Below are 21,607 nucleotides of genomic sequence, written 5' to 3' on the forward strand. Positions count from 1 at the left end.
GAACCAGCTCGCTCGGGCAACGCCTCGCGCGGCGGCATCCGCTGCCGTACGCGCATTCTGCTCGGCGTCCGGGCCCGATGCCGCCGACGCAGCCGACGCTACTGCCGCCTGGATTTGTTGCTTGGCCGAGTCGACCATTTGATTTCCGCTGCCGGACTGATTTGCGGCTGTCGCACCGACTTGCGCGCTTGTCGCGGCAACACTGCCCGCCGTACTGACTGCTCCCGAGATGAGCGAAGTCATGCCGTAGACAACCAGGAGCGTCATGACTGCCCATGAAAGCAGGCCATGCAGCCAGCCAAGCACTGGCGCGCAGCGCCCCGCGTAATAGGAACCGACGAAAACCGCAATAACTGTGGTGACGATTACCCACACCCCAGACCCAAATCCAAACCCTTGCAAAGTATCGGGCTTAGACATCGGCGAAAGGAGCGAGGCACCGATCGCCGTGCCTAGAACGCTCATGATCAAATACACGATCATTGAAAGGATGACGCCTGCGATGACGGCGCCCAAGATAAGCGTGGTAGTCCATCGCTGGTTGTAAGCAGTTTCATAATTGCCTCCTATTGCTTGTTTAATTTCATCCAAGCCTAGGTAGGCCGCAAACGCCGTGCCGTACGTTGAGCCGCAGGCTTTCGATTCGGATGATCAAGAATGGAGGTTGCCGCGAACAACGAAAGCCTCGACATAAATTCGAGAGCAACCGCGAACTCACATAGCGGATGAACGCCGCCTTTAGCTTCGCCGGGCTAATCTGATGTCGATGCCAGGGCAGCACGTTGTCCCGTCCATTCCGTTATGTTGGAGGTGGACGAACCCCCACCTGACTTGGCCACTTTCAACCGAGACTCCAGCGCTGACATGACACTAGATCCACGGGCCGACAACAGCACCGCCACGAGCATTTCTGAAGCGATTCACGAAAATCTGGAGAAGGTCTCGCAGTTTGCGCAGCGCGAGGATGCGAAGCGCACCGTGCTCCAAAGAGTGATTGAGCGAGTGAGCGTGTTCTTTGGCGAACCACGGTTCCTACTGTCAGTGACGTCTTGTTGCATCACCTAGGCTATCGCTACTTCGACGAACCACCATTTTCATTGTTGCAAGGCATTATCACTTTCATCGGTGTCCTAATTACGATGGCGGTGCTCATTCGGCAAAATCGCTTAGCGCGTGTCGAAGAAGATCGCGCGCACCTAGAACTTCAGATTAATCTGCTGGCCGAGCAAAAAACTACTAAAATTATTATGTTGCTTGAAGAACTTCGACGCGATCTTCCTCACGTACCTGACTGGCATGACCAACATGCGGAAACCCTGCAGGCGGCGACCAATCCGGATGCCGTTCTCGAAGCGATTGAACAACGAAAGGAGCAACGCGAATGAGTCGCTTAAACCGGTCCCGGTACCGCGTTTCGTTGCATAGCGGTTTAATCGAGCAGACACAGGATTGCCTTCGTCGATAGGCGTTTCCCGAGGCCGTGACAACCGAGCATCCCTATGCGATTGTTGGCCAAAAGATCGCCCAATCGAGGCACGTTATGTGTTTCTTCACCGAGCGCAAGCGGCTGACCGCAAACTCAAATTCGTACTTGCCGTTCTTGAAACAGTGCAGGCATAGACGAACCGCACCTTCGTTAGCCGACTGTTTTTGAAATCAAGCGCAGCAGCTTTTCCACGGCAAAAGGTTTTTGTAGCAAGGCGACCAAACGCAATTCCGAAACAGGAGGTGTTGCGCTTATTGCGATCACAGGAATATTGCGAAGTCGGTCGTTCGATTTAAGATGATTGAGTAGCTCCTCGCCGTTCATCTTCGGCATTTGCCAGTCAGAAATGATGACGTCTGGCAGCCAGCCGTCGACGATTGCAAGGGCGGCAATTCCATCAAGCGCAACTCTCGTTTCATATTTGGCGTCGTCGAGAATCATCGAGAGCACTTCAACTATCGCCAGTTCATCGTCGACGAGCAAGATTTTCGGCATGTGATACTTCCTGCTATTACGGTGGACCGCGCGGCTCACTTCTCCTAAGCAACAGTCGGTCCCGATTTACGCCAGCAGCGCGAGTAGACGATCATAATCGACTGGTTTCGCCAAATGATGGTCAAAGCCAGCATCGAATGCCGCCTGACGGTCCGCTTCCTGGCTCCAGCCGGTGAGCGCGATCAGCAAGAGAGTTTCGCTCGGAGACGCGAGCCGTAGCTGTCGGGCGACTTCATAACCGGATATGTCCGGCAGGCCAATATCGATGAGCAGAACATCGGCTCCAAATTCGGACACTGACCGCAAAGCAGCCTGGCCGCTACTTGCAGTTGCGGTCACGTGTCCGTCGGTTTCAAGCAGCATCGAAAGGCTAACCGCTGCGTCTTCACTGTCATCGACGATCAAAACGCGGCGCTGTTTTCGGTCGGTGGGCGGTTGCCACTCTTCGCCGTCCTGCTCGTTGGATTGAACCGGAGCGAGCGGCAAGAAGATCGTGAATTCGCTGCCTAGCCCCACGCCCGCGCTTGCCGCCGTCACCCTTCCACCTTGTTGTTCAGTCAACGCTCGCACAAGAGACAACCCGATACCAAGGCCGCCTTGTGCATGTGAGCGGGCTGATGGCAGCTGTGAAAACATGCTAAACACCGTCGAGAGGCTCTCGGACGCGATGCCGATGCCCGAATCTCGTACGGTGACCGCTATTTCGCCATCATCACGCCACGCTTCGACTTCGATCCTTCCTCCAGCCGGCGTGTATTTGGCAGCGTTGTTAAGGAGGTTCAGGATGATCTGAGTGAGTCGGGTCGGGTCTGCTTCGACATATACCGATGAGCTCGGAAGTTTCGTCGTGAGCTGGTGAGACTTCGCTCGAATGAGCTCACTTGCGGCTTCGAGCGCACCATGAACTGCCGCAGCAATATCGACGCGCTCCAGGCGCAACTCAAGCTTGCCCTCCGCAACACGAGAAATATCCAGAAGGTCATCGACAAGCCTAGCGAGCTGCGTGACCTGGCGGTCCAGAACGCCGCGGCACCATTCGGCTTGTTGCGCAGAGACCGTATTAGTGGCGAGAAGCCTTACAGCCGCATGAACCGGTGCCAATGAATTACGCAGTTCATGAGCAAGCGTAGCCAAGAACTCGTCCTTGTGGCGATTCGCCAGGAGCAGGGCATGTTCTGCCCTACTCTTTGCTTCAAGAGCGTCCTCGGCCTGCCTGCGAGCGCGCAGAAGCTCGCGTTCATATTTATGACGGTCGTGCACGACTATGCAGGCCAGGTCATCAATCTGGCCATTCTCAAGCGTCCTTCGGGATGCATTGATCAGCATCGGCACCTTGTGTCCATCGCGATGACGAAATTCAAGTTTGACTTCTGCGACCGAACCTTGCATCTGCAGTAGCGGCGCCCAGTGAGTCTGGTGAAAAACTTTGCCGCCCATCGTCAGAAGATCCTGCACGCGCCGACGATTGACCAAATCCGAGGCTTCAAGACCCAACCAACGACAAAACGTGGCATTCACACGCACGATGGTCCCGTCAGTCGCCGCGGTGATGAGGCCGCACGACGCGTGCTCGAAAGCGTCGCTCAGTGAGCCAGGCGGTCCAGGAGTGGGTCCCATCTTCAGAGACCTAACCCGCGCAAAAACGCTTGGGTTGCCGCCCCGCTGGGCTCGGGCGCGCTCAAATGCGGACAGTGCCCCACATTGTCGACGACGGCAAGCGTGCTGCCGACAATGGTTTTGTGCATGTATTCACCGACCGCAACCGGCGCAAGCAAATCGTCGTTGGATTGAATGATCAGCGTCGGAGTGGTAACACTGCTCAGCTCACGCCGATGGTCTGCAAGGAATGTGACCCGCGCAAAGTGGGCCGCGATGTCCGGATCCGTTCGGCAGAAACTGTTCGCCAGTTCTTCTCCGAGCTCAGGTCGCTCGGGAGCGCCCATGATGGCCGGTGCCATTGACCCTGCCCAACCAAGATAATTGTTCTCCAAGGTTTCGAGCATCTCTTCGATGTCGTCCCGCTCGAACCCGCCAACGTACTCGCCGTCATTGATGAAACAAGGAGACGGGCCAATCATGATGTTCGCCGCAAATTTCTCCGGCGATTGAAGGGCCGCGAGCATGCCAATCGTCGCGCTAACAGAGTGCCCAAGAAACACCGCCGGGCCGGTCGCAAACTGATCGACGATCTCAAGCACGTCGCCGGCATAGCCCCGAAGCGAACCGTACTTGTTGCGGTCATAAGCAGACAAGTCTGACCTTCCGCTGCCGACCAAGTCAAACATGATCGTTTGATAATTCTTCCCGAACGTCTGCGCGAAGGTGCGCCACATGTTCTGGTCGCAGCCGAAGCCATGTGCGAAAACGAGCGTGACAGGTCCCGCTCCACCAACATGGACATTGTTGCGCGTCCTGAGATTCATAGCAGCTATCCAAAAGTCAATGCCCGATTATTCCATATGCGCTCGTTGAGAACTTTGCGACTCCTGCCACCGGGGAACGTCTGCGCCCACTCGTTTGTAGGATGGTCGAAAGCTGGACAGTTTAAATTATCGCGGAGTTCAACACCCATAACCGCCATGAAAATAGACGACCAGTTTGTCGAAGCCGAACCGATGGATACCGTACCGACCACGTCCACCCCGGCATACGCCAATCGGCATCCTATCGCTCGAGCTTTTGATAATTTTGCAAGTGCTGTCACGCGTTGGGCCGGATCACCCCTCGCTTTTGGACTCGCGGTCATCTCGGTGATCGCGTGGCTTGTCTCAGGACCCGTGTTCCACTTCTCAGAAAATTGGCAGTTGGTGATCAATACGGGTACAACGATCGTAACGTTCTTGATGGTGTTCCTGATTCAGCAAAGCGCCAATAAAGATAGCGTGGCCGTCCATCTGAAACTTAACGAGCTACTAGCGTCACACCGGTCAGCGAATAATCAGCTGATCGGAATCGAGGACGCGTCAGAGGAGGAGCTGCGAAAACTCGCCGCCGCTTACCTGAAACTTGCCGCCGACGAAGAAAGTGCTCGGCGGCATCTCAGCGACGACTTTGGCGCGGCTGCGGACATTGCGCGTCGGCTTGCAGAGACGAAAGCACGATCCGTGAACGACAAGTCGTCTTGAAACGACATATAGTCAAACGTCCGGCTTCAGTAGTTCGCATTGGAGGAGGATCTCGCGGCAAAGCGCGCAAATTAACCCTTGGCCGGTCCACCACCGCTCCGGTCCTCGAATCGCTTCTTCATGACCGCTCCTTGTCGGAACGGAGCTACACCGTCAGTGTACTAATCTCGGGGGCAGGTCACGAGTACACGGAGTACCTCCGGGTAGTCCAAGATTTTGTCCGATCCCCAGTGGCTCAAATTTCGAATGCGTTCGACGAAACGTATCCGTCAGCACATCCCGTATTGACAGACTGCGATCAGATATCCACGATTTTCCGCAGTAGCCCGTAAGAGACGCGCCAGTGTCCTTCGGAGTCGGTCACGGCGATGGACGCCGTTTTCGCATTCAGTCTGACGACGGTGCCGACACGCTCGTTCAGATGCTTGTCGGTAAATCCCACGGTGTCGCCGATGAAGAACTCCTCGGGTCGTGGGCGCGGTGGCGGCGCTTCTGTTTGAATGGGGGCCGCGGTCATCTCTAAAATGATTGCCGCGTATAGCACCGCCCATCGGCGTCGAGTCAAGCTGTCTTGCACGACCGCTTGTGTGTGTCGAAGCTCTGTGATGGTCCCTTCTAAGGGAGGTCCCATCGGATTGTCCCCAATGTATCTGACAGTCATGCCGATGTGCAGCCGTTGTCGGACTTCGAGAATGCGTCGGGGGTCATCGAGCATTTTGCCGATGGTCAGATAGAGGCGATATAACTCGGCGCTGGGCGCCTGCCGAAGGGAGTCCAGGATGTCCATGAATGTCGGGGTATTTAGCGGGCAAGCGGCAGCAGTTCATGCACGCGATTGACGGGATGCGATGGCAACTTCTCTAGTGTTTCCTTCAGCCATGCATACGGTTCGAAACCGTTTAAGCGAGCCGTGCCGAGCAATGAATACATGGTGGCCGTCGCACGAGCGCCTCGCGGTGAGCCCGCGAAGGTCCAGTTGACTCTTCCAAGCGCAATTGGCCGGATTTGCCGTTCTAAAGCGTTGTTGTCGGGTAACAGGACACCGCTCTCTGTGTAGCGAATCAGCGCTTGCCAATGGCGTAGTGCGTACCCGAGCGCTTTGGCAAGCGGTGCCTGAACCGGCAAACCGACGACGTTGCCTTCCAGCCAGTGACGGAACTTTGCAAGTACCGGTAATGCCTCAGCTTGCCGCGCTGCGTGCTTGATGTCGGGTGTCTGATGGTTGATTTGCGACTCGATAGCGTACAGCTGGGCGATCCACTGCAGCGCCTGGGCCGCGAGCCCCGGCTTACTTTGGGTCTTAGCGATCTCAAAGAACCGACGCCGGCAATGCGCCCAGCAACCAACCGCGATGATGTCGCCCGTTTCGTAAAGCGCCTCGTGCCCACTGTATGCATCGGCCTGTAAGTACCCTTTGTAATTTTGAAGGTACCTTTGCGGATGCGAGCCCGCACGCGATTCTGCGAACTCGAACACGACCGCCGGAGGGTGATCGACCCAGACGCCATTCTCCTCGCGTTGGCCCGCACCCAGGTAGCCCCATAATCGCGCAGTGTGGGTGGTTTTACGACCTTTCTCGAGCAAAGGCAGTGTCGTGTCGTCGACGTGCATGCGCGGTGCCTGCAGTTGATGTGAGCGCAGCGACGGCATAAGCACGCCGAGCAATTCTGCTGCGGCCAACTTCCATTCACACAGCGTGGCCCGCGGCAGGTGAATACCGCGACGCGCATAGCGCATCTCCTGCCGATTCAGGGGTAAATGATCAACGTAGGTATTGACCAGGATGTTCGCGAGCAAACTCGCGCTCGCATTACTCTTGGGCAGCGGCGAGGGCTGAGCGCTCGCCGTCACGATGGTCGACTCGCCATCCTTCTTCGCCGCATACTTGAAGCGGATGTGTTCAATGACCGTGAGCCTTGACGGCTCATAATGCAGCGTCTCGCTACGCTCTTCGCCGATGCGCTCGAGCGCGTCGAATGCGGCCTTCTGTTCGTCGCTCAGGTCATATTCGACGCGCGTGCGTGGCAGGTCCTTTGGCAATGCGGGGCGTCCCCGGCGGGCGTGCCCCGTGACAGGGACCTTTGCCGGCTCCGGAGGAACAGGCATATCCATGGCGGCGTCGAATAATTCGGCCTGACCCGGCAGGCGCTCAGAACTCGCGCCGAAGCGAGCCCGATTGAGCTGCGCGATCTGATGCTGCAGGCTCTCCAGTTGCTCCCACAACACGCATGCGAGCCGGTTCTGTTCGAGTGCGAAGGCTTGCAGCGCCTCGAGCTCGAGTGGCAGATCCCCGGCAGTGATGGCGGCGGGCAACATACCAACCATGATGCCCAACTCGTGCGACGTTTACAAGCTTCGTGAGCCATGAATTACGCGCGATTTAGGCGCTTACGCAACGCGCGTCACGGCGACGGCGCGATGAGGTTCGCGCGCTGGAATCTCTATGCCTTCAAGCCATGCATTGAGCTCCGCGAGCGTGAATCCACGTTGCGCCAGTGCCGCGGGCGATGGGAAATGCCCACGTTCAAGACGCTTGTACCAGAGCGCGAACCCCGTGCGATCCCAATACAGGCACTTCACCTTCGTGCGGTCCCGTCCGACGAACACGAACAGGTTGCCCGAAGCCGGCTTCTGCGCAAGAAGCGGTCCGACCAGATACGACAGCGTGTCGATCGACTTGCGCATGTCGACCGGCTCGCGGCAGATGTAAGCTCGGACGTCAGCGGCGATCAGCACCGTGCACCGCCGAGCTGTCCGAGCACGAAGCGCACAATGCGCTCAGCATGCACACCACTCAATTCGATGCGAACGCCGGCGATCGATAACGTAATGCGATCACGCGTCGATGATGATGGCGTATCGGCCGACGCAGATGATGGTGTCGCCGCAGGCTCACCTTCGAGGCGAGCAATGACAAACGCGGCATCGGCCGTCACGGCCAGCGGACTCGTTGAAGGCGATTCGCCTGCAAACTTCTTGCGCCACAACCCAAACGTGCTCACGGCAAGGCCTTGTTCGCGACAGAAACGTCGTGTGCCAACGCCGCTCATCTTCCATGCCGCCACCATCTCTCGCCAGAACGCTTCTCCCTGGCGAGGGCGTCGAGCGCGCGTTCGCACTACAGCTCGGCCCACCGCGTCGTCGTCCATCGCATCACTCCTATCACCACGATGGCCAAACCTTCGCACCATGCACGCGGACACTCAAGACGGGTTGCGCTGACGGATACGTTCGAACTCATCAGCGCCAGGTATGAGCGACGTTCCCTTTGCATAACAGCCAACCAGCCGTTTGGCGAATGGGACAAGGTCTTCCCCGACCGAGCCATGACAGTGGCCGCCGTTGACCGTTTGGTCCACCACTCGACCATCTTTGAGTTGAACGTCGAAAGCTACCGTCGCCGTACTGCCCTGCAGCGCAAGCAGCACGGACCGGGGCGCCCGGCCAGTCGAGCGACACCAAAGAACGTCGGCGTGCCAGCTACACAAGAGCAGCAGCACGGCATCGATCTCACCGAATAACCCGCTAATCTCATCCTGATTGACGCGCGGCTCGCAGGCAAAGCGGGCCCGCGTCAATCAACCCCGTCATCGCCCTCCACGCCACCACATTCTCATCCTGATTGTCGCGCAGCCAGAATAACCGCGGCGTCGCCATTACACATCTATCCTCATTGACTGGTCGCTATAGCTTGATTGTCGCGCGAGACCCACACGCCCGCGTCAATCAACGCCGCGCGTCAATCAACAAACGCTTGCCAGCGCCAATCAACATCGGCATCATCATTTCTGCCGCGACATTCTCAACTTGATTGTCGCGCGTCTCTCATCCGGATTGTCGCGCCACATCCGACGCTGATGCCAATGGCCCGGCTGATCTGCCGATGCGTCAGGCCACACGCCCACTTCAGCCGCAGGACTTCCTTCAATTTGCGCATGCTCATCCGAGGTGTCGGCATCAGCGCTTCTCCCGCAAAAAAGGGAGCAGGCTAACGCCGCCGGTGAATACATGCGCAACGCCACCGCCAGAATCAAACCCGGATTACGTTCCGGTTACGTGATCACCCGTTTCGGTCCCGTGATCGCTCATTCCGGCATCGTGATCACGCGTTTCGGAAACCTGTGACCAGCGATCACGATCAACCGAAACAGGTGATCACGATCATTCGGAATCCGTGATCACGATCCGCCGGAATGCGTGATCACGTTCGCCGAAATACGCACCCCCGAAGGGTATCTCGACTACGCGGCTCTTTCTTGAACTGATCGAGGTCCGCTCCTGGTCGGGCCGGTTATACATCAACCGCGGGACAGCAGGCCACCTCCAGCGGCCGCTTTTCCCTGGCTGTCCAAACGGCCGCTCGCAACGCCGGAACTGCCGCTTCTCTGTCGCGTCGCTTTGCGGCCCCACGACGGTTCATCGCCAAAAATACTCGGCAAGAAAGTCGATAAGCGGCGTTGCGCACGATATCCTCGCGACTCTGGGCAGCGACAAATGGAATGAACGCCCCCACCTACCGGATGAGAGAAGCTGAAGGAGGTGGACCCTCACGGGCCGACGGCATCAAAGTGCCCAAATGGGAAGATCATTGAGATCTTCAAGGCAAACCGGAGGGTCCGAAATGAAGTATACGACGGTCGGTGTGGATATCGCCAAGAACGTCTTCCAGCTTCATTGGGTCGATGCTAGCACAGGAGAGATCGTGAACAGGCAACTGAAACGTGCCGTGTTCCTCGAGCATTTTGCGAATCGCGAGCCCTGTCTGGTCGGCATGGAAGCCTGCGGCGGTGCCCAGCACTGGGCACGACGATTGATCGAGATGGGCCATCAGGTCAAGCTGATGCCGGCGAAGTTCGTCAAGGCGTTCGTGATCGGCAACAAGAATGACCCGGCAGATGCCCGTGCGATCTGGATGGCTACGCAGATGCCCAGCAAGGCTGTCGCGGTCAAGACAGAAGCGCAGCAGGCCGTACTGGCACTGCACCGGTTGCGGCAACAGAAGATCAAGTTTCGAACGGCGCAGATGAACTGTCTGCGCGGGTTGTTGACCGAATACGGCGAGGTAATCGCCAGGAGCCGCGCCGCGCTCGACAAGGCGATTCCCGGAGTGCTGGCGAAGCTGTCCGAGCGTCTGCCGGCGATGCTGATCGAGTCGTTACGCGAACTTTGGAGCGACCTTGACCGGCTTGACAAACAGATCGCTGACATTGAACGGCGTCTGCAGACGTGGATGAAAGAAGATAAGGCATGCAAGGCAATTGCGGCGATCCCGGGCGTTGGCCTGCTGACAGCGACCGCTACCGTTGCGGCCATGGGCGACGCGAAAGCCTTCAAATCCGGGCGGGAGTTTGCCGCCTGGCTCGGTCTGGTTCCCAAGCAGGTCGGTACCGGTGGAAAGGTCCAGTTATTAGGTATTAGCCGGCGTGGCGACACTTATGTACGTACGCTGCTTATCCACGGCGCTCGCAGCGTTCTCTTCCACGCGAAGCACGCTGGAACGTGGGCCGAAAAGATGCAAATGCGACGACCGTCAAACGTGGTAACCGTAGCATTGGCCAACAAGATGGCCCGAACGATCTGGGCAGTTCTCGCGCATGACAGACCATACAGGTCCGATCACGTTAGTGAGCGGGCGGCTTGCATCTGAAAAGGCAAGTCCAATAAGCGAAGATTACAGGATGACGTCGAAAGGTTGCGTTGGCAATCGAGTGTGATGACAAGACAGGTCGGACCGGGATTCGCTAAACCTGAAAGATAGTTTGAGCATTCAGCTCGCGCGACAAATGAGGAGCGAATCAGCGGATTTCATCGGGGCCCGCAGCAGATGACGCTGCAAAAAGGCCGCATATAAAGCTGCAACCTATCCTGTCGAATCAGAGCACAAGAAAACCTGGCGCATCGGGGGCGTTCATATAAATTATCTTGGCACGACCGGCCGTGCTGCTTGACGCCGTTTATGACTCAGATCGACAAGGATTGCGCGGATCACATGCATCATCGAAGCATCGCTCCCAGACCGACCTGTGGCGCTGAATCTGAAACGCGCTATTTACGGCTCAAACGCTTGGGGACACGAATAACGATGAAAAGTCCAGCTCCGACAAACGCCAACGCCCATCGAATGGGATTGACTTGCATCGGCCGCACAACGCGTTCACGAGCGGCATGGTCCGATCCAACCCGTTCCGTGCTTGCAGATGTCTGCGGCAAAGTTGATGTGGACGTCGCCGTGCCCACAATTCGTGTTATGGCGGACGCGGCGTCGGGATCGCGGCTATTGCGGTCGTTATCCGTGGCTGCGTCGCTTTCACGGGTCTCACCGTTTCGTTGCTCAACGCGCGATGCGGCCGCTTCCGCCCCAACCAACAAAACGGCGGCAGCGAAGTAAAGCCACATCAGCAAGACGGCCAGCGATCCGGCGGCTCCAAACGCGCTAGCCGTGCCAGCATGGGTCAGATACAACGCGAAAAGCTTCTTGCCGATCGAAAAAAGAACCGCTGCGATGCTGCCACCCACCGTTGCATCCCGCCAGGGTACATGCCCATCGGGCAGGTACTTAAGCAGTGCAGCGAAGGCGCACGACAATATGACAAGCCCAATAACGAATTGCGCGATGTCGGTCAGAACCACTAAAGGGGACGCTCCAAATACCCATTTGCCGACAGCTTGCAAAGCGGTATCTAAAACGAGCGATATTACCAACAGAAACGCAACACCCATCACTAGGCCAAAGGAAATCAGGCGCACTTTGAGAAGCGTCGTTACGCCCGACTTAGGACGCTCTTTGGCTGGCCAGATTATTGATAAAGCACTGTTCAGCGAAGAAAATGTTGCTGAAGCACCGACGGCTAACAGCGCGAACGAGACCAAGGCAGCGATTCCCCCGCCGCCGCTCTGGTGAGCATGTTCCACGATAGTCTGAACGCTCACGGCTGCGTCTTTACCAAGCACTCCGCTTATCTGACCAAAAAGTTGGCCGCGCGCTGCCTCTGCGCCGAAGACGAGCCCCGCCACTGCAATCACCATGACGAGCGTCGGCGCGAGCGAGAACGCCGAATAAAAAGCAATGCTGGCTGCCATCGGTGCACAGCGATCCGCGGAAAAGCGTTTAAACATCCGAATGGGCCATGCGCTCGCCCGGCCTAGAAAGGACCTCGAATTCATTGTTGGCTCCTTGCGTCGGTGACATGGGCGCGTAGCATTCCCGATGCCTATCTAGAATCGGGAGTCCAGGAAAGAGGACCCTTGCTCGGTTTTCCATTCGGAGAACTGCAGCGGTCATGGCGAGCGGCTCAACTGGTGTCAACGGCACTCAGGAATTGATACAGTTTCTGCCGGCATCGGCACTTCGATTTGATACACCGGGTTGTAGTGTTATTGCGGTGCCGACCGCACTCCGTTGGCGGCGTTCTCCTTTGTCGTAGTCGATCTCTTCATAACCAGTCCGGCGCGTCGCTTGTCGCGTAGTCGATAGCTCTCGCCTTGGATTGCCACGACGTGAGCGTGATGTAATAGCCGGTCGAGCATGGCAGCAGTGAGCGTTGCGTCATCGGCGAACGTCTGGTCCCACTGCCCGAACGGAAGGTTGCTGGTTACGATCAGACTGCCACGCTCGTATCGTTTGGCGATCACCTGGAAGAACAGGTTGGCCTGCTCACGGCTCATCGGCAGGTATCCGATCTCATCGATGATCAACAGCCTGTACGGGTTGATGAATCGTTTTAGCGCGTCTCCCAGCTGATTCTGTCGATGTGCCGTGGTCAGTATCATCAGCAGGTCCGCTGCGGTGATGAAGCGCACCTTGATCCCTGCTTGCGTTGCTGCGTAACCAAGTGCCATTGCAATGTGCGTTTTGCCTGTGCCACTCGGACCGAGTAATACAACGTTCTCGTTTCGCTCCAGAAACGCCAGACTCGCCAGCTCCTGGACCTGAGATCTGGGCACACCGCTGGCCGCTGCGAAGTCGAAGCCCTCGAGGGTCTTGATCGTCGGGAAGCCTGCCAGGCGCGCAAACGTCGCGCGCTGCCTGACGAGCCGCGCTGTGTGCTCGGCCTTTAGCACCGATTCGAGAAACTCTGTCAGGTTCACCTCGTCGGCGATTGCTTTTTGCGCCAGGTGTGGCAACGCGTCCGCGATGGTCGTGAGCTTCAGTTGGGCGCATAACTGCGCCACGCGTTCGTGTGCGATGTTCATGCGGCAACCCGAATCAACTTGTCGTACACGGACAGCGGGTGCTGTAGCGGAGACAGCCAGTCGTGGAATCGCTCGCGCAACTCCTGTCCGCTCGCCGGTGTCGTTGCTGGTAACAGCGCCGGATACGGTGGCGGCACTCGACCCAGTCGACCTGCATCTGATCGCCCGCAGCAGTCTCGAATCGCACCAAAGGATCGGGCGCCGGTACAGGTCGCAATGTGGCAACGAACTTGCGCACGATTCTCTCGCCGCCATCGAATCCCTTCGACTGAATCTCGCGCCACAGAACCGTCGCTGGAATCCAGTCCGGTGCCGCTGCCGCGATCCGTTCCCGGAGGTAGGCTTCGAACGGTTTCAGTATCGACTCGCGCGGAGTCGCCGCGGGCCGAAACTTCGGCGCGTCCTGCGCCGCCAGATACTTCCTTACCGTGTTGACCGAGCAGCCAACCTCACAAGCAATGGCACGCAGGCTCTTGCCCTGCCTGTGCAATATCCTGATCTGCATGTATCCCTCGTACGAGATCATCGCCGCTCAAAGCGGCCATTATCCCTTCGTCGAGGTGTATCAATTCCTCAGTGCCGACGGTGTATCAATTTACAGGTGCCGATGACACTGGATCGCCCGACTTCGATTAGGCATGGTGCGGAAAGCACCGCCAAGTCACCATCAATGGTGGTGCGGAAGGAAAGGTTGTGATTGGCCGTCATTGGAATCGGGCTGGCGAATGAGCCCCATCGCGCGCGCCAATAGTTTTAATATGGTTTCTTCATTCCACTGCCTGGCGAAGCAGGCTCGTTTGGTGGCGAGGGTCCTTCTTGCCCCGCTCCGGAGACGTCGTTCTTTATGCTTGGTCCAGTCGCAGGCTTAGACGGATATCGATCGCCCGAGTGCAAATAACTCGATACGTCGGTACTGTTATCTTGTGAAGAAGGCTCATTTCCCGTTGGCTGGACAACGACCATTGCCGCGTTTCGGGGTCTTTCATTTTCGTCCGCCAGTGCAGCAACCGAGCAGGCTAGGGCCAAAATCCCGAAAATCTTTGCGGTAAGCATGTCGACTTCTTCCGTATGAAAGCCCTTCTTGACAGTCCAGGTGAACACCCCTTCACGACTCCAACGAGCACGGTGACCTGTTGGCAACTTGGCTCTCCCGATGAAAGACGGCTGCCTTTCGATGATGGATCTGCGCGGAACGTTACGCCGCGCATCGGCTCGGCTCACCGTGAGATCAGCATTCCTATTACTACACCACCCAATGCAGCCATGGCGATCGCTTTCCAAGGACTGTCGTGCACGAAATCATCGGTTGTTTCATTCGCGACTCGATATCTTTTGACCAATGCATCTTGGACGTCGGAAAGCTTTTTCTTCGTTCCGACGCCTTCCGCGGCTGACGGAGGGGTGTTGGCGTCAGCGTCCCAAGACTGCGACGCATCGCGGAAACTTCCTTCGCTGCCTGCCGACGAAGATTCGCTTCTCGGCGGTGGGGCATCTTCCTCACCGGCAGGGAACGGGTAAGCATTCCCACTTCTTTCGGTGACCAAGGAGTTGACGGATTTCTCAGCATTTTTGTCCATGACATCGCCTCGAGGGTTGAGCGGCGTTGAGTTTTAATCGGTTCGGAAGTTCGACTTTTAACGGTTCCCTCCATGTGAGATAAACAAGCAATCACTGTTCCACTATTCACAAAAACCGCTGACACTGATAATCGAACGCCGTGAATCATCCGCTTGCCACAATGGCCTTGATAAGCGCAATCAAGGCGTGTGGCGCGTCTCCTTTCCGGCAATACGCGTCGATGCCTGCGGGTATGCCTTGTAAGCGCACATCATCTTCCGCAAGCGAGGTATGGGCGATGATGGGGGTTCGCACGCAATGGTTCAGCTTGCGAAGTTCTTTAGCGACACGGAAGCCGTTCATGACGGGCATCTCCATGTCCAGCAGAACCACGCTTGGCGCCCACTGTTCGACTATCTTGAAGCAGTGAACGCAGTCGGCGATTCGCACATCGAAGCCCTCGACCTCAAGCACTGCGGCGAGCGCTTGGGCAATTCGTTCATCGTCGTCGATTAGGAGAGCGGAAATAGGAGCGCCTACCGGCTCGAAGATGCGCGTGCTCCAGACACGGGAGGGTGAAAAAGGCGAGACGGCTGGCATTTGAGATCCAGGGGCGAGTTCTATTGTTCCATGAGCAAATGCAATGCCCATTATCAAAACTGCTTACTTAACTTTTAAGCAGAAGTTACAACGACTGCGCACAGGGCTTATTGGGCCAACGGCGCGTATGCGATACACAGCGCCGACGATGGCACCTGCTACTAGATTTGACTTCAACGTTCAATACTACAATTGGACCAAGCTGTGCGGCGAAGCATGGCCAAACGGGTGCTGAGCGCTTCAACGCTGCGTCGTATCAAGCCTCCTGCAACACCGTGCGCAACTGCTCGAGGCTATAGGGCTTTTGCAACGCACGCCATATAAAGCCCTGGGCCTCGTTCAACGACATTTCGGTGCCTGACGAAATGACAATGCGAATGTGAGGATGCATACGGTGAACGCGTTGCGCGAGTTCGATGCCAGGCATATCGGGAAGATTAAGATCGACGAGCATTACGTCCACCGCTCCGGTTGCAACGACCTCCAGCGCCGTACACGCGTTCACAGCCTGAAGCGACCGGTGTCCCAGCATGTTCAGCAATTCTGTTACAGCGGCGCGCGTGGACCCGTCGTCTTCGACGACTAGTACACGTTTGCTTTCGCCTTCGCGTGCTGGTTGGCATGGCGCTTCGTTTGTATGAGGTGGTTCTTCAACCGGTTGTCCCGTTGCGCCAAGCACCTGCTTTACCTTGAAGGCGAGGTCCACACGGCTATAAGGCTTGCTCAATAGCTCAACCCCGTGATCCAGCCGCCCTCCGTGAACTATCGCGTTCGGGGTGTAGCCTGATGTAAAGAGGACATGCAGATGCGGCTGCAACTGGACCGCCCGCTGCGCCATGTCTGAGCTTTTTAACTTGCCTGGCATGACCACGTCTGTGAAAAGCAGGTCGACATGAATACCGCTGCTTAGGATTACCAGTGCTTGCTCTGCGTTGTCGGCCTTGACTACCCTGTACCCCAACTCCGCGAGCATTGCGATCACCGTCGCCTGTACTTTTAGATCGTCTTCGACGACCAGTACGACCTCGCTGCCGCCGGTCGTCGTGGGAGCGTCGCGCCTAGCGACGAGTTCCGGAGCGCCGACGGTCGTTCGTGGCAGATAGATGCGCACAGTTGTGCCGTGCTCAGGCTCACTGTATATCCGGATGTGACCGCCACTCTGTTTGACAAAGCCGTAAGCCGTGCTCAGTCCAAGGCCGGTTCCTTCCCCTTCCGGCTTAGTTGTAAAGAAGGGATCGAACGCTCGCACGAGTATTTCAGGCGGCATGCCGGTACCCGTATCGGTCACGCCAAGCATCACATACTGGCCCGGCGGGACATCCGAAAGGGTGCGAACGTAATGATCGTCAAGCATCGCATTGGCGAGTTCGAGCGTAAGCCTTCCGCCGTTGGGCATCGCATCGCGCGCATTGATCGCCAAGTTTAGTATGACATTCTCGAGTTGATGCGAGTCGACAAACGCATTCCACAGGCCTCCCGAAATCACAGTCTCAACTTCGATTGTTTTTCCCAGCGCACGGCGAAGCATGTCGTCCATACCTCGCACCATGGAAGCTAAGTTTGACGGGCCGGGGCGAAGTGCTTGACGGCGCCCGAAGGCGAGCAGTTGTGAAGCGAGCTTTGCACCGCGCTCGACAGCATCAAAAGCGTAGCCCAGACGTTCCATGGTCCACTGGTCGCGTGACGAGCGACTTTGAAGCAATTCCAAATTGCCTCGGAGCACTTGCAGAACATTGTTGAAGTCGTGGGCAACGCCGCCTGTTAGCTTGCCGATTGCCTCCATTTTTTGCGCCTGAAACAGGGCTGCGCGCGTTTGTTCCAGCAGCTCCTCCGCTTCACGCTTTTCCGTGACGTCCCGAGTGATTTTTGCGAATCCGATCAAAGAACCCGATTCATCACGTATCGCGTCCACGATAACGTGCGCCCTAAACCGTCCGCCGTCGCGACGCACGCGCCACCCTTCAGATTCAAATCGCCCCTCGCGCGCCGCAACTTCCAGCGCTCGCTGGGGAAGACCTGCGGCCACATCGTCCGGTGTATAAAACCGCGAGAAGTGAGATCCCGTTATCTGTTGGGCGGTATAGCCCTTGATGCGACGTGCACCATTGTTCCAGTTCGTGACGTGCCCCTCTGGAGACAGCATAAAGATTGCGTAGTCAGTGACGCCCTCTACGAGTAATCGGAAGCGTCGCTCGCTTTCAATTACCGCCTCGTGCGCTTTGCGCTTGTCGCTTTCGTCGCGAACTAGCTTTGCAAATCCGAGCAGAACTCCGTCCTCATTAAACAGCGCCGTCGTTACCACGCTGGCCCACAACACCGAACCATCTTTTCGCTTGCGCCAACCCTCAGTCACGTAGCTGCCGTGTTCTCTAGCCTCCCGCAACTCAACTTCCAACGCGTCGCGCTTAAGAGCATCATCCGGGAGAAGGATTGCGTAATAGCGGCCGATAACCTCGGCTGCGCTATAGCCGTAAATTGCGCTTGCGCCTGTATTCCACGTGCGAATATAGCCCGACGGCGTCAACGCAAACACGGCGAGGTCGACCGCCGAGTTGACCCAGATGCTGGCCCAGTCTGCGGGAACTTGGTCATCGGTAATTCGGTTGCTTGACATTGAACTCGATAGCTCGTAGGTGGACCGGCACTACCGAAATACGGGGCCGGCGTTGTCCGGATCGCTAACTTAGTACTGAACAGGCAAATAAACAGATTTGAGACGCTTATGGACAGCGACCGGTTCGTCATTATGCAAGATACCTACGCTCGGGTACCGCTGTGCGCCGATTGCACAACGCCAGCCATGGCCGAAAGCCTGTCGCCGAAGGCGTCCTGTTCTTTCAGCTAATCGCAGCATCCCCAGAGGTTAGAAACCACCGCTCTTAAGCGGATAATTCAGGTCCCAAACAAGTTCAACGCCTCGTCCTCAAGTTTCCACGGTGAGCGGTTCAAGCAGTTCGACGAGCGCATTCGCCGGATTTCCTTTTTGACAATACCCGTCAAAGTCGCCCGTTGGTGCCCGCTGTTTGACAAAATCTTCTTCATGCGCAGTCAATGCAATAATCACAACGTCCCTAAGCAATGGTTCAGATCGAAATCTTCGCGCGACCGCGAAACCGTCTAACTCTGGCATTGAGATGTCAAGAAAAACCACGTCCGGCACCCAACCGAGCGCAGTGCTGACAGCACAAGCACCGCCATAAGCTGCCTTGGAATTCGTCCGGAATAGCCCAAAGTAAGCAGTGAATGCGTCGGCGGCGTTGATGTTGTCGTCCACCACAAGCACCCTTAGACGGCTGTCACGAATCCCTGCACGACGGCTTGTCCAATGGCGCACAGGACCACTAGAAGAAGGCATTTGTATGATAAATGCGAGATCGAACATACAAAAGGTAACACACACATCGGACTCAGGAGTTGTTCCTGCGCCCGCCCGTCCGACTCGCAATCAGAAACCTGCTAGGGGGCGACCATCGGTTCATCGTGGAAGTCTTAGAAGCATGTTAGGTTAGGTATGGACCTTACCGATCGCCGTTTTGCGTTGTCGCTTTTGACTGCTTAACCCGACGTTTACTCAAACGCAAAAAGCCCAGTCATATGCACTGGCCAGTCAGTAGTTTGCATTGGAGGAGGATTTTGCAGCAAAGCGCGCAGACTAACTCTTGGCTGGTTCACCACCGCTCCGGTCGGGGGCCGGTCGATTCAATGGGACTCAATCTTGATCACATCAAGGCGATAGACAGAGTCCTTGGCCCAGCTCTCCACCTCATATGGACTCCGGCATCCAAAGATGCCTTTTACCGCTACACCATCGATAAAGATGCAGCCGGACCAAAAGCCGCAGGAAGTGCAGTAGATCCTCAGGTATGTATGCGGACGCATGATTTTCCCTGAGGACGAGTATGAGGTCAGCATACGCTTGTCAATGGCGAAAAGCTCTTGTATATGACCGACTGGCTCGTTCCGTTATGCGTGCGCCGAAGAGCGGCGCGCACCGGATGCAACGCGCGAAGCCGGTACTTGCAGTTTCAGCATGTTTCCCTCTAGCGACCCGTCAAAATGGGTGCTATTCCATTCGCGATCAGGCCATCGCTCGGTGGGGTAGTCATTCTGCGGCGCGCAGCACTCGAATGTCGGCGCTAGGACGAACCGCGTGCGCGAAAACGATTGTTCGCGCTCGTCGTCGACTGAATTGACAGTGACCCCGTCACCGGTCGGAATCTCGACCTGCCAGCGTCCATCAGCGGCCGGTCGAACGATGACCTCAGTATCATCCGCGCCTTCGGGTGTAAGCAAGATGATCCTCCAATGTGGAATAAGGCACTCGTTCTTCGGGCGACAGAGCGCCTCATACAAATAGATTGGCGAAGAAGCACGGCGATCTAATAAACAGAGCAGTTGCCTAATCGCTGAAATGACGTAGTCAGGCTCGGTCAATGCTGCAAACACCAAAAAGGCGGACCTCATGAACGTCACCATCACAGCCCATGAAGCGGCCCGCACAGGCGACCCGGACCTGCACGGATGCAAGTTTTACACGGACGACGGCGCCTATAATTTCCGCGAAGATTATGTCACTCTCGTACAGCTCGCGTCATCGCGCACGAGTTATCGAGTCTTACGGGCCTAGACGCTATGATGCGGGCGATCGTTGCTGCCCTTCCCGCCGACTACGATACGCTCATTGGTAAAAGGTTCCGCGATACCTGAGTGCCCGGTGTCGGCCGCTACAAACGCGGCAACGACATACATCACGCTGGTTGCCCGACGCACTCAACGTCGTCCGCGTAACAACGTGCCGCCGCTTCGAGCATACGCTGCTTCTCCGCCTTGACGTAGATCGAGGTGTTTGCAGCGATGCATGGCCCCAAATTGATTGAACAACGTCGGTCTGCATCCCGCGCGACGGCGCGCTTGCCGAAACGTATGGTGGAACCATGGGAGGTATTTTATTCGCTATACTTCGCGGACATTTTTGGCAATCCGCTTCTGACGTCAGAAGTTTTCCCGCCGAATTCGAGCCCTTTCCAACTAAATTCTATGCCATCAAGTCGGTCTCGGGCAGAACCGACCTCGGTACGCCAGCTTGCAGCCCTGGAGCACCGGGCTCTCCGAATGCGATATAACGGATGTTGCGGCTGCATCGCTACCGTAACTCTTCAAATCGCTGGCGGCGCCGAACGAAGACGCGAGTCTACGTGGAAATCAGCGTTAAATGATGTGTAATAGTTTTGCGCCTGCGCTGACAACAACGCACGTAAAGGAGTTGCGAAGCTTTTGCCCGGTGAAGCTTGCTTCTGCCAGCGCGCCATTTGTGGAACCTGAGCATGCTATTGTCGTTTGATGCTGCTGATCTCATGCACCCGGCTCCCGGTCCGTTTTCCCGCGAGGGATCCGCACGGTCCTCCGGCGTGAAGAGGACGTCGATCGACTGACCTTTAATTTCGTCCGCACGATATCCGAACATGATTGCGGCGCCGTCGTTCCAGGTGGTGATGACGCCGTGCAGGTCGGTGCTCAACACGGCAAACTCTCTGCTCGACGCAATCGCATCCCGAAGGCGCTCCTCGGTGCGTTGAACGCGGTTTTCTGCCGCGCGCAGCTCGGTCACGTCGATGAAGGTCAGGACCGCGCCCCCGATCTTGTCCTGACTCGTGCGATACGGCTGAATGCGTGCACAAGATAGTGCTCGTCGTCGACGCTCGTGACGCTGCGCTCAATGGGCACCAACTGCCTGAATGCGGCCGTTGCGTCTTCCACGATTTCGTCGTAACGCAGCCGGTTCGTCACATCCATGAGAGGTCGGCCGACATCGGCCGGTATGAGAGAAAAGAAGCGGCGCGCCCGCGGGGTGAAACGCTTCACGCGCATCCCAGAGTCAACAAAGACCGTCGCGATCTCCGACGCTTCAATCAAATTGCTCAGATCGTCGTTGTTCCGCCGGCCTCGTCAACCTTCATGCGTAATTCGAAGTTGACCGTGGTCAACTCCTCGTTGGCGGACTGCAGTTCCTCCTTACTTGTCTCCAGCTCTTCCTTAGCCGAACGCAACTCTGCATTGATCGCCTGAAGCTCTTCGTTCGACGCTTTCAGTTCTTCGTTTGATACGGCGGAGCGATCAAGCGTGTCCTGCAGATGCGACTTCAATGCCCGGT

23 protein-coding genes and 1 pseudogene are annotated in these 21,607 nt (G+C 56.9%); 5 read left to right on the forward strand and 19 right to left on the reverse strand.

Annotated elements, in window-relative coordinates; all coding sequences use genetic code 11:
• The coding region (locus QCE79_RS37110) for a YrzE family protein (RefSeq protein WP_309853497.1) at positions 1-591 on the reverse strand (591 nt) is incomplete at its 3' end.
• Between the two features lie 461 nt (positions 592-1,052).
• On the opposite strand from QCE79_RS37110, the gene QCE79_RS37115 reads away from it, so the two are divergent.
• A complete protein-coding gene (locus QCE79_RS37115; RefSeq protein WP_309853500.1) occupies positions 1,053-1,385 on the forward strand; it encodes a DUF1003 domain-containing protein in 333 nt (110 codons plus the stop codon).
• 251 nt (positions 1,386-1,636) lie between these two features.
• Here QCE79_RS37115 and QCE79_RS37120 read toward each other — a convergent pair whose 3' ends face one another.
• The 3 genes from QCE79_RS37120 to QCE79_RS37130 form a co-directional block, all read right to left on the reverse strand.
• Positions 1,637-1,981, reverse strand: coding sequence for a response regulator (locus QCE79_RS37120; protein WP_309853502.1), 345 nt, complete (start codon positions 1,979-1,981; stop codon positions 1,637-1,639).
• A gap of 66 nt (positions 1,982-2,047) precedes the next feature.
• On the reverse strand, positions 2,048-3,598 hold the full coding sequence (locus QCE79_RS37125; RefSeq protein WP_309853505.1) for an ATP-binding protein: 1,551 nt from the start codon (positions 3,596-3,598) through the stop codon (positions 2,048-2,050).
• A 2-nt stretch (positions 3,599-3,600) separates the two neighbouring features.
• Positions 3,601-4,404: an alpha/beta hydrolase gene (locus QCE79_RS37130; protein ID WP_309853508.1), complete on the reverse strand. Its 804-nt coding sequence runs from the start codon at positions 4,402-4,404 to the stop codon at positions 3,601-3,603.
• A 156-nt stretch (positions 4,405-4,560) separates the two neighbouring features.
• Here QCE79_RS37130 and QCE79_RS37135 point away from each other — a divergent pair, with 156 nt between their 5' ends.
• Positions 4,561-5,106, forward strand: coding sequence for a low affinity iron permease family protein (locus QCE79_RS37135; RefSeq protein WP_309853512.1), 546 nt, complete (start codon positions 4,561-4,563; stop codon positions 5,104-5,106).
• A 298-nt stretch (positions 5,107-5,404) separates the two neighbouring features.
• On the opposite strand, the gene QCE79_RS37140 is transcribed toward QCE79_RS37135, so the two are convergent.
• From QCE79_RS37140 to tnpA, 4 genes are all read right to left on the reverse strand, one after another.
• On the reverse strand, positions 5,405-5,893 hold the full coding sequence (locus tag QCE79_RS37140) for a hypothetical protein (RefSeq protein WP_309853515.1): 489 nt from the start codon (positions 5,891-5,893) through the stop codon (positions 5,405-5,407).
• Positions 5,894-5,907: 14 nt separating this feature from the next.
• Positions 5,908-7,431 (reverse strand): IS66 family transposase, encoded by a 1,524-nt coding sequence (tnpC, locus tag QCE79_RS37145; protein WP_309853519.1) that lies wholly within the window; start codon positions 7,429-7,431, stop codon positions 5,908-5,910.
• Between the two features lie 63 nt (positions 7,432-7,494).
• On the reverse strand, positions 7,495-7,842 hold the full coding sequence (gene tnpB, locus QCE79_RS37150; protein WP_309853521.1) for an IS66 family insertion sequence element accessory protein TnpB: 348 nt from the start codon (positions 7,840-7,842) through the stop codon (positions 7,495-7,497).
• A complete protein-coding gene (tnpA, locus tag QCE79_RS37155; RefSeq protein WP_309853525.1) occupies positions 7,836-8,255 on the reverse strand; it encodes an IS66 family insertion sequence element accessory protein TnpA in 420 nt (139 codons plus the stop codon). Before tnpA ends, tnpB begins: the two co-directional genes overlap by 7 nt.
• A gap of 81 nt (positions 8,256-8,336) precedes the next feature.
• On the opposite strand from tnpA, the pseudogene QCE79_RS37160 reads away from it, so the two are divergent.
• Positions 8,337-8,627, forward strand: a pseudogene (locus QCE79_RS37160) (ATP-binding protein); the annotation flags it as partial.
• A gap of 1,100 nt (positions 8,628-9,727) precedes the next feature.
• Entirely contained in the window at positions 9,728-10,753 is a 1,026-nt protein-coding gene (locus QCE79_RS37165; RefSeq protein WP_309853528.1) for an IS110 family transposase, read from the forward strand.
• Between the two features lie 398 nt (positions 10,754-11,151).
• Here the strand turns inward: QCE79_RS37165 and QCE79_RS37170 are convergent, their stop codons facing one another.
• The 8 genes from QCE79_RS37170 to QCE79_RS37205 form a co-directional block, all read right to left on the reverse strand.
• Positions 11,152-12,270 carry a YihY/virulence factor BrkB family protein gene (locus QCE79_RS37170; protein ID WP_309853530.1) on the reverse strand — a complete coding sequence of 373 codons (1,119 nt, stop codon included), beginning with the start codon at positions 12,268-12,270 and terminating at the stop codon, positions 11,152-11,154.
• Positions 12,271-12,480: 210 nt separating this feature from the next.
• Positions 12,481-13,299 (reverse strand): IS21-like element helper ATPase IstB, encoded by an 819-nt coding sequence (istB, locus tag QCE79_RS37175; protein WP_309853533.1) that lies wholly within the window; start codon positions 13,297-13,299, stop codon positions 12,481-12,483.
• A 13-nt stretch (positions 13,300-13,312) separates the two neighbouring features.
• Positions 13,313-13,804 (reverse strand): helix-turn-helix domain-containing protein, encoded by a 492-nt coding sequence (locus QCE79_RS37180; protein WP_309853536.1) that lies wholly within the window; start codon positions 13,802-13,804, stop codon positions 13,313-13,315.
• 712 nt (positions 13,805-14,516) lie between these two features.
• Positions 14,517-14,876 carry a glycine zipper domain-containing protein gene (locus QCE79_RS37185; RefSeq protein WP_309853538.1) on the reverse strand — a complete coding sequence of 120 codons (360 nt, stop codon included), beginning with the start codon at positions 14,874-14,876 and terminating at the stop codon, positions 14,517-14,519.
• A 145-nt stretch (positions 14,877-15,021) separates the two neighbouring features.
• On the reverse strand, positions 15,022-15,456 hold the full coding sequence (locus QCE79_RS37190; protein WP_309853541.1) for a response regulator: 435 nt from the start codon (positions 15,454-15,456) through the stop codon (positions 15,022-15,024).
• Positions 15,457-15,712: 256 nt separating this feature from the next.
• Positions 15,713-18,070, reverse strand: a complete 2,358-nt coding sequence (locus tag QCE79_RS37195) for a PAS domain S-box protein (protein ID WP_309853545.1) — start codon at positions 18,068-18,070, stop codon at positions 15,713-15,715.
• Positions 18,071-18,379: 309 nt separating this feature from the next.
• The gene (locus tag QCE79_RS37200; protein ID WP_309853548.1) at positions 18,380-18,730 is read right to left on the reverse strand and encodes a response regulator; all 351 of its coding nucleotides are present in this window, start codon (positions 18,728-18,730) and stop codon (positions 18,380-18,382) included.
• 689 nt (positions 18,731-19,419) lie between these two features.
• The gene (locus QCE79_RS37205) at positions 19,420-19,920 is read right to left on the reverse strand and encodes a hypothetical protein (RefSeq protein ID WP_309853550.1); all 501 of its coding nucleotides are present in this window, start codon (positions 19,918-19,920) and stop codon (positions 19,420-19,422) included.
• Between QCE79_RS37205 and QCE79_RS37210 the strand changes: the two genes are divergently transcribed.
• The gene (locus tag QCE79_RS37210; RefSeq protein ID WP_309853553.1) at positions 19,919-20,083 is read left to right on the forward strand and encodes a hypothetical protein; all 165 of its coding nucleotides are present in this window, start codon (positions 19,919-19,921) and stop codon (positions 20,081-20,083) included. The genes QCE79_RS37205 and QCE79_RS37210 overlap by 2 nt on opposite strands.
• Before the next feature lie 564 nt (positions 20,084-20,647).
• Here QCE79_RS37210 and QCE79_RS37215 read toward each other — a convergent pair.
• From QCE79_RS37215 to QCE79_RS37225, 3 genes are all read right to left on the reverse strand, one after another.
• Positions 20,648-21,064 carry a PAS domain-containing protein gene (locus QCE79_RS37215; protein WP_309853556.1) on the reverse strand — a complete coding sequence of 139 codons (417 nt, stop codon included), beginning with the start codon at positions 21,062-21,064 and terminating at the stop codon, positions 20,648-20,650.
• Between the two features lie 11 nt (positions 21,065-21,075).
• Positions 21,076-21,369: a PAS domain-containing protein gene (locus tag QCE79_RS37220; RefSeq protein WP_309853559.1), complete on the reverse strand. Its 294-nt coding sequence runs from the start codon at positions 21,367-21,369 to the stop codon at positions 21,076-21,078.
• Positions 21,370-21,374: 5 nt separating this feature from the next.
• Positions 21,375-21,607: hypothetical protein (locus QCE79_RS37225; protein WP_309853563.1), on the reverse strand; the 233-nt coding region annotated here is incomplete at its 5' end.

The organism is Caballeronia sp. LZ003, assembly GCF_031451465.1.
Lineage (GTDB): Bacteria > Pseudomonadota > Gammaproteobacteria > Burkholderiales > Burkholderiaceae > Caballeronia.

What these genes read in the sequence shown, in the direction of transcription:
- QCE79_RS37180 (WP_309853536.1), bottom strand. Translation starts at nt 13,804, where the DNA reads ATGCAGATCAGGATATTGCACAGGCAGGGCAAGAGCCTGCGTGCCATT.
- QCE79_RS37190 (WP_309853541.1), bottom strand. Translation starts at nt 15,456, where the DNA reads ATGCCAGCCGTCTCGCCTTTTTCACCCTCCCGTGTCTGGAGCACGCGC.
- QCE79_RS37130 (WP_309853508.1), bottom strand. Translation starts at nt 4,404, where the DNA reads ATGAATCTCAGGACGCGCAACAATGTCCATGTTGGTGGAGCGGGACCT.
- QCE79_RS37195 (WP_309853545.1), bottom strand. Translation starts at nt 18,070, where the DNA reads ATGTCAAGCAACCGAATTACCGATGACCAAGTTCCCGCAGACTGGGCC.
- QCE79_RS37120 (WP_309853502.1), bottom strand. Translation starts at nt 1,981, where the DNA reads ATGCCGAAAATCTTGCTCGTCGACGATGAACTGGCGATAGTTGAAGTG.
- QCE79_RS37205 (WP_309853550.1), bottom strand. Translation starts at nt 19,920, where the DNA reads ATGAGGTCCGCCTTTTTGGTGTTTGCAGCATTGACCGAGCCTGACTAC.
- QCE79_RS37140 (WP_309853515.1), bottom strand. Translation starts at nt 5,893, where the DNA reads ATGGACATCCTGGACTCCCTTCGGCAGGCGCCCAGCGCCGAGTTATAT.
- QCE79_RS37135 (WP_309853512.1), top strand. Translation starts at nt 4,561, where the DNA reads ATGAAAATAGACGACCAGTTTGTCGAAGCCGAACCGATGGATACCGTA.
- QCE79_RS37125 (WP_309853505.1), bottom strand. Translation starts at nt 3,598, where the DNA reads ATGGGACCCACTCCTGGACCGCCTGGCTCACTGAGCGACGCTTTCGAG.
- QCE79_RS37170 (WP_309853530.1), bottom strand. Translation starts at nt 12,270, where the DNA reads ATGAATTCGAGGTCCTTTCTAGGCCGGGCGAGCGCATGGCCCATTCGG.
- tnpA (WP_309853525.1), bottom strand. Translation starts at nt 8,255, where the DNA reads ATGGACGACGACGCGGTGGGCCGAGCTGTAGTGCGAACGCGCGCTCGA.
- QCE79_RS37210 (WP_309853553.1), top strand. Translation starts at nt 19,919, where the DNA reads ATGAACGTCACCATCACAGCCCATGAAGCGGCCCGCACAGGCGACCCG.
- QCE79_RS37185 (WP_309853538.1), bottom strand. Translation starts at nt 14,876, where the DNA reads ATGGACAAAAATGCTGAGAAATCCGTCAACTCCTTGGTCACCGAAAGA.
- QCE79_RS37165 (WP_309853528.1), top strand. Translation starts at nt 9,728, where the DNA reads ATGAAGTATACGACGGTCGGTGTGGATATCGCCAAGAACGTCTTCCAG.
- istB (WP_309853533.1), bottom strand. Translation starts at nt 13,299, where the DNA reads ATGAACATCGCACACGAACGCGTGGCGCAGTTATGCGCCCAACTGAAG.
- tnpC (WP_309853519.1), bottom strand. Translation starts at nt 7,431, where the DNA reads ATGGTTGGTATGTTGCCCGCCGCCATCACTGCCGGGGATCTGCCACTC.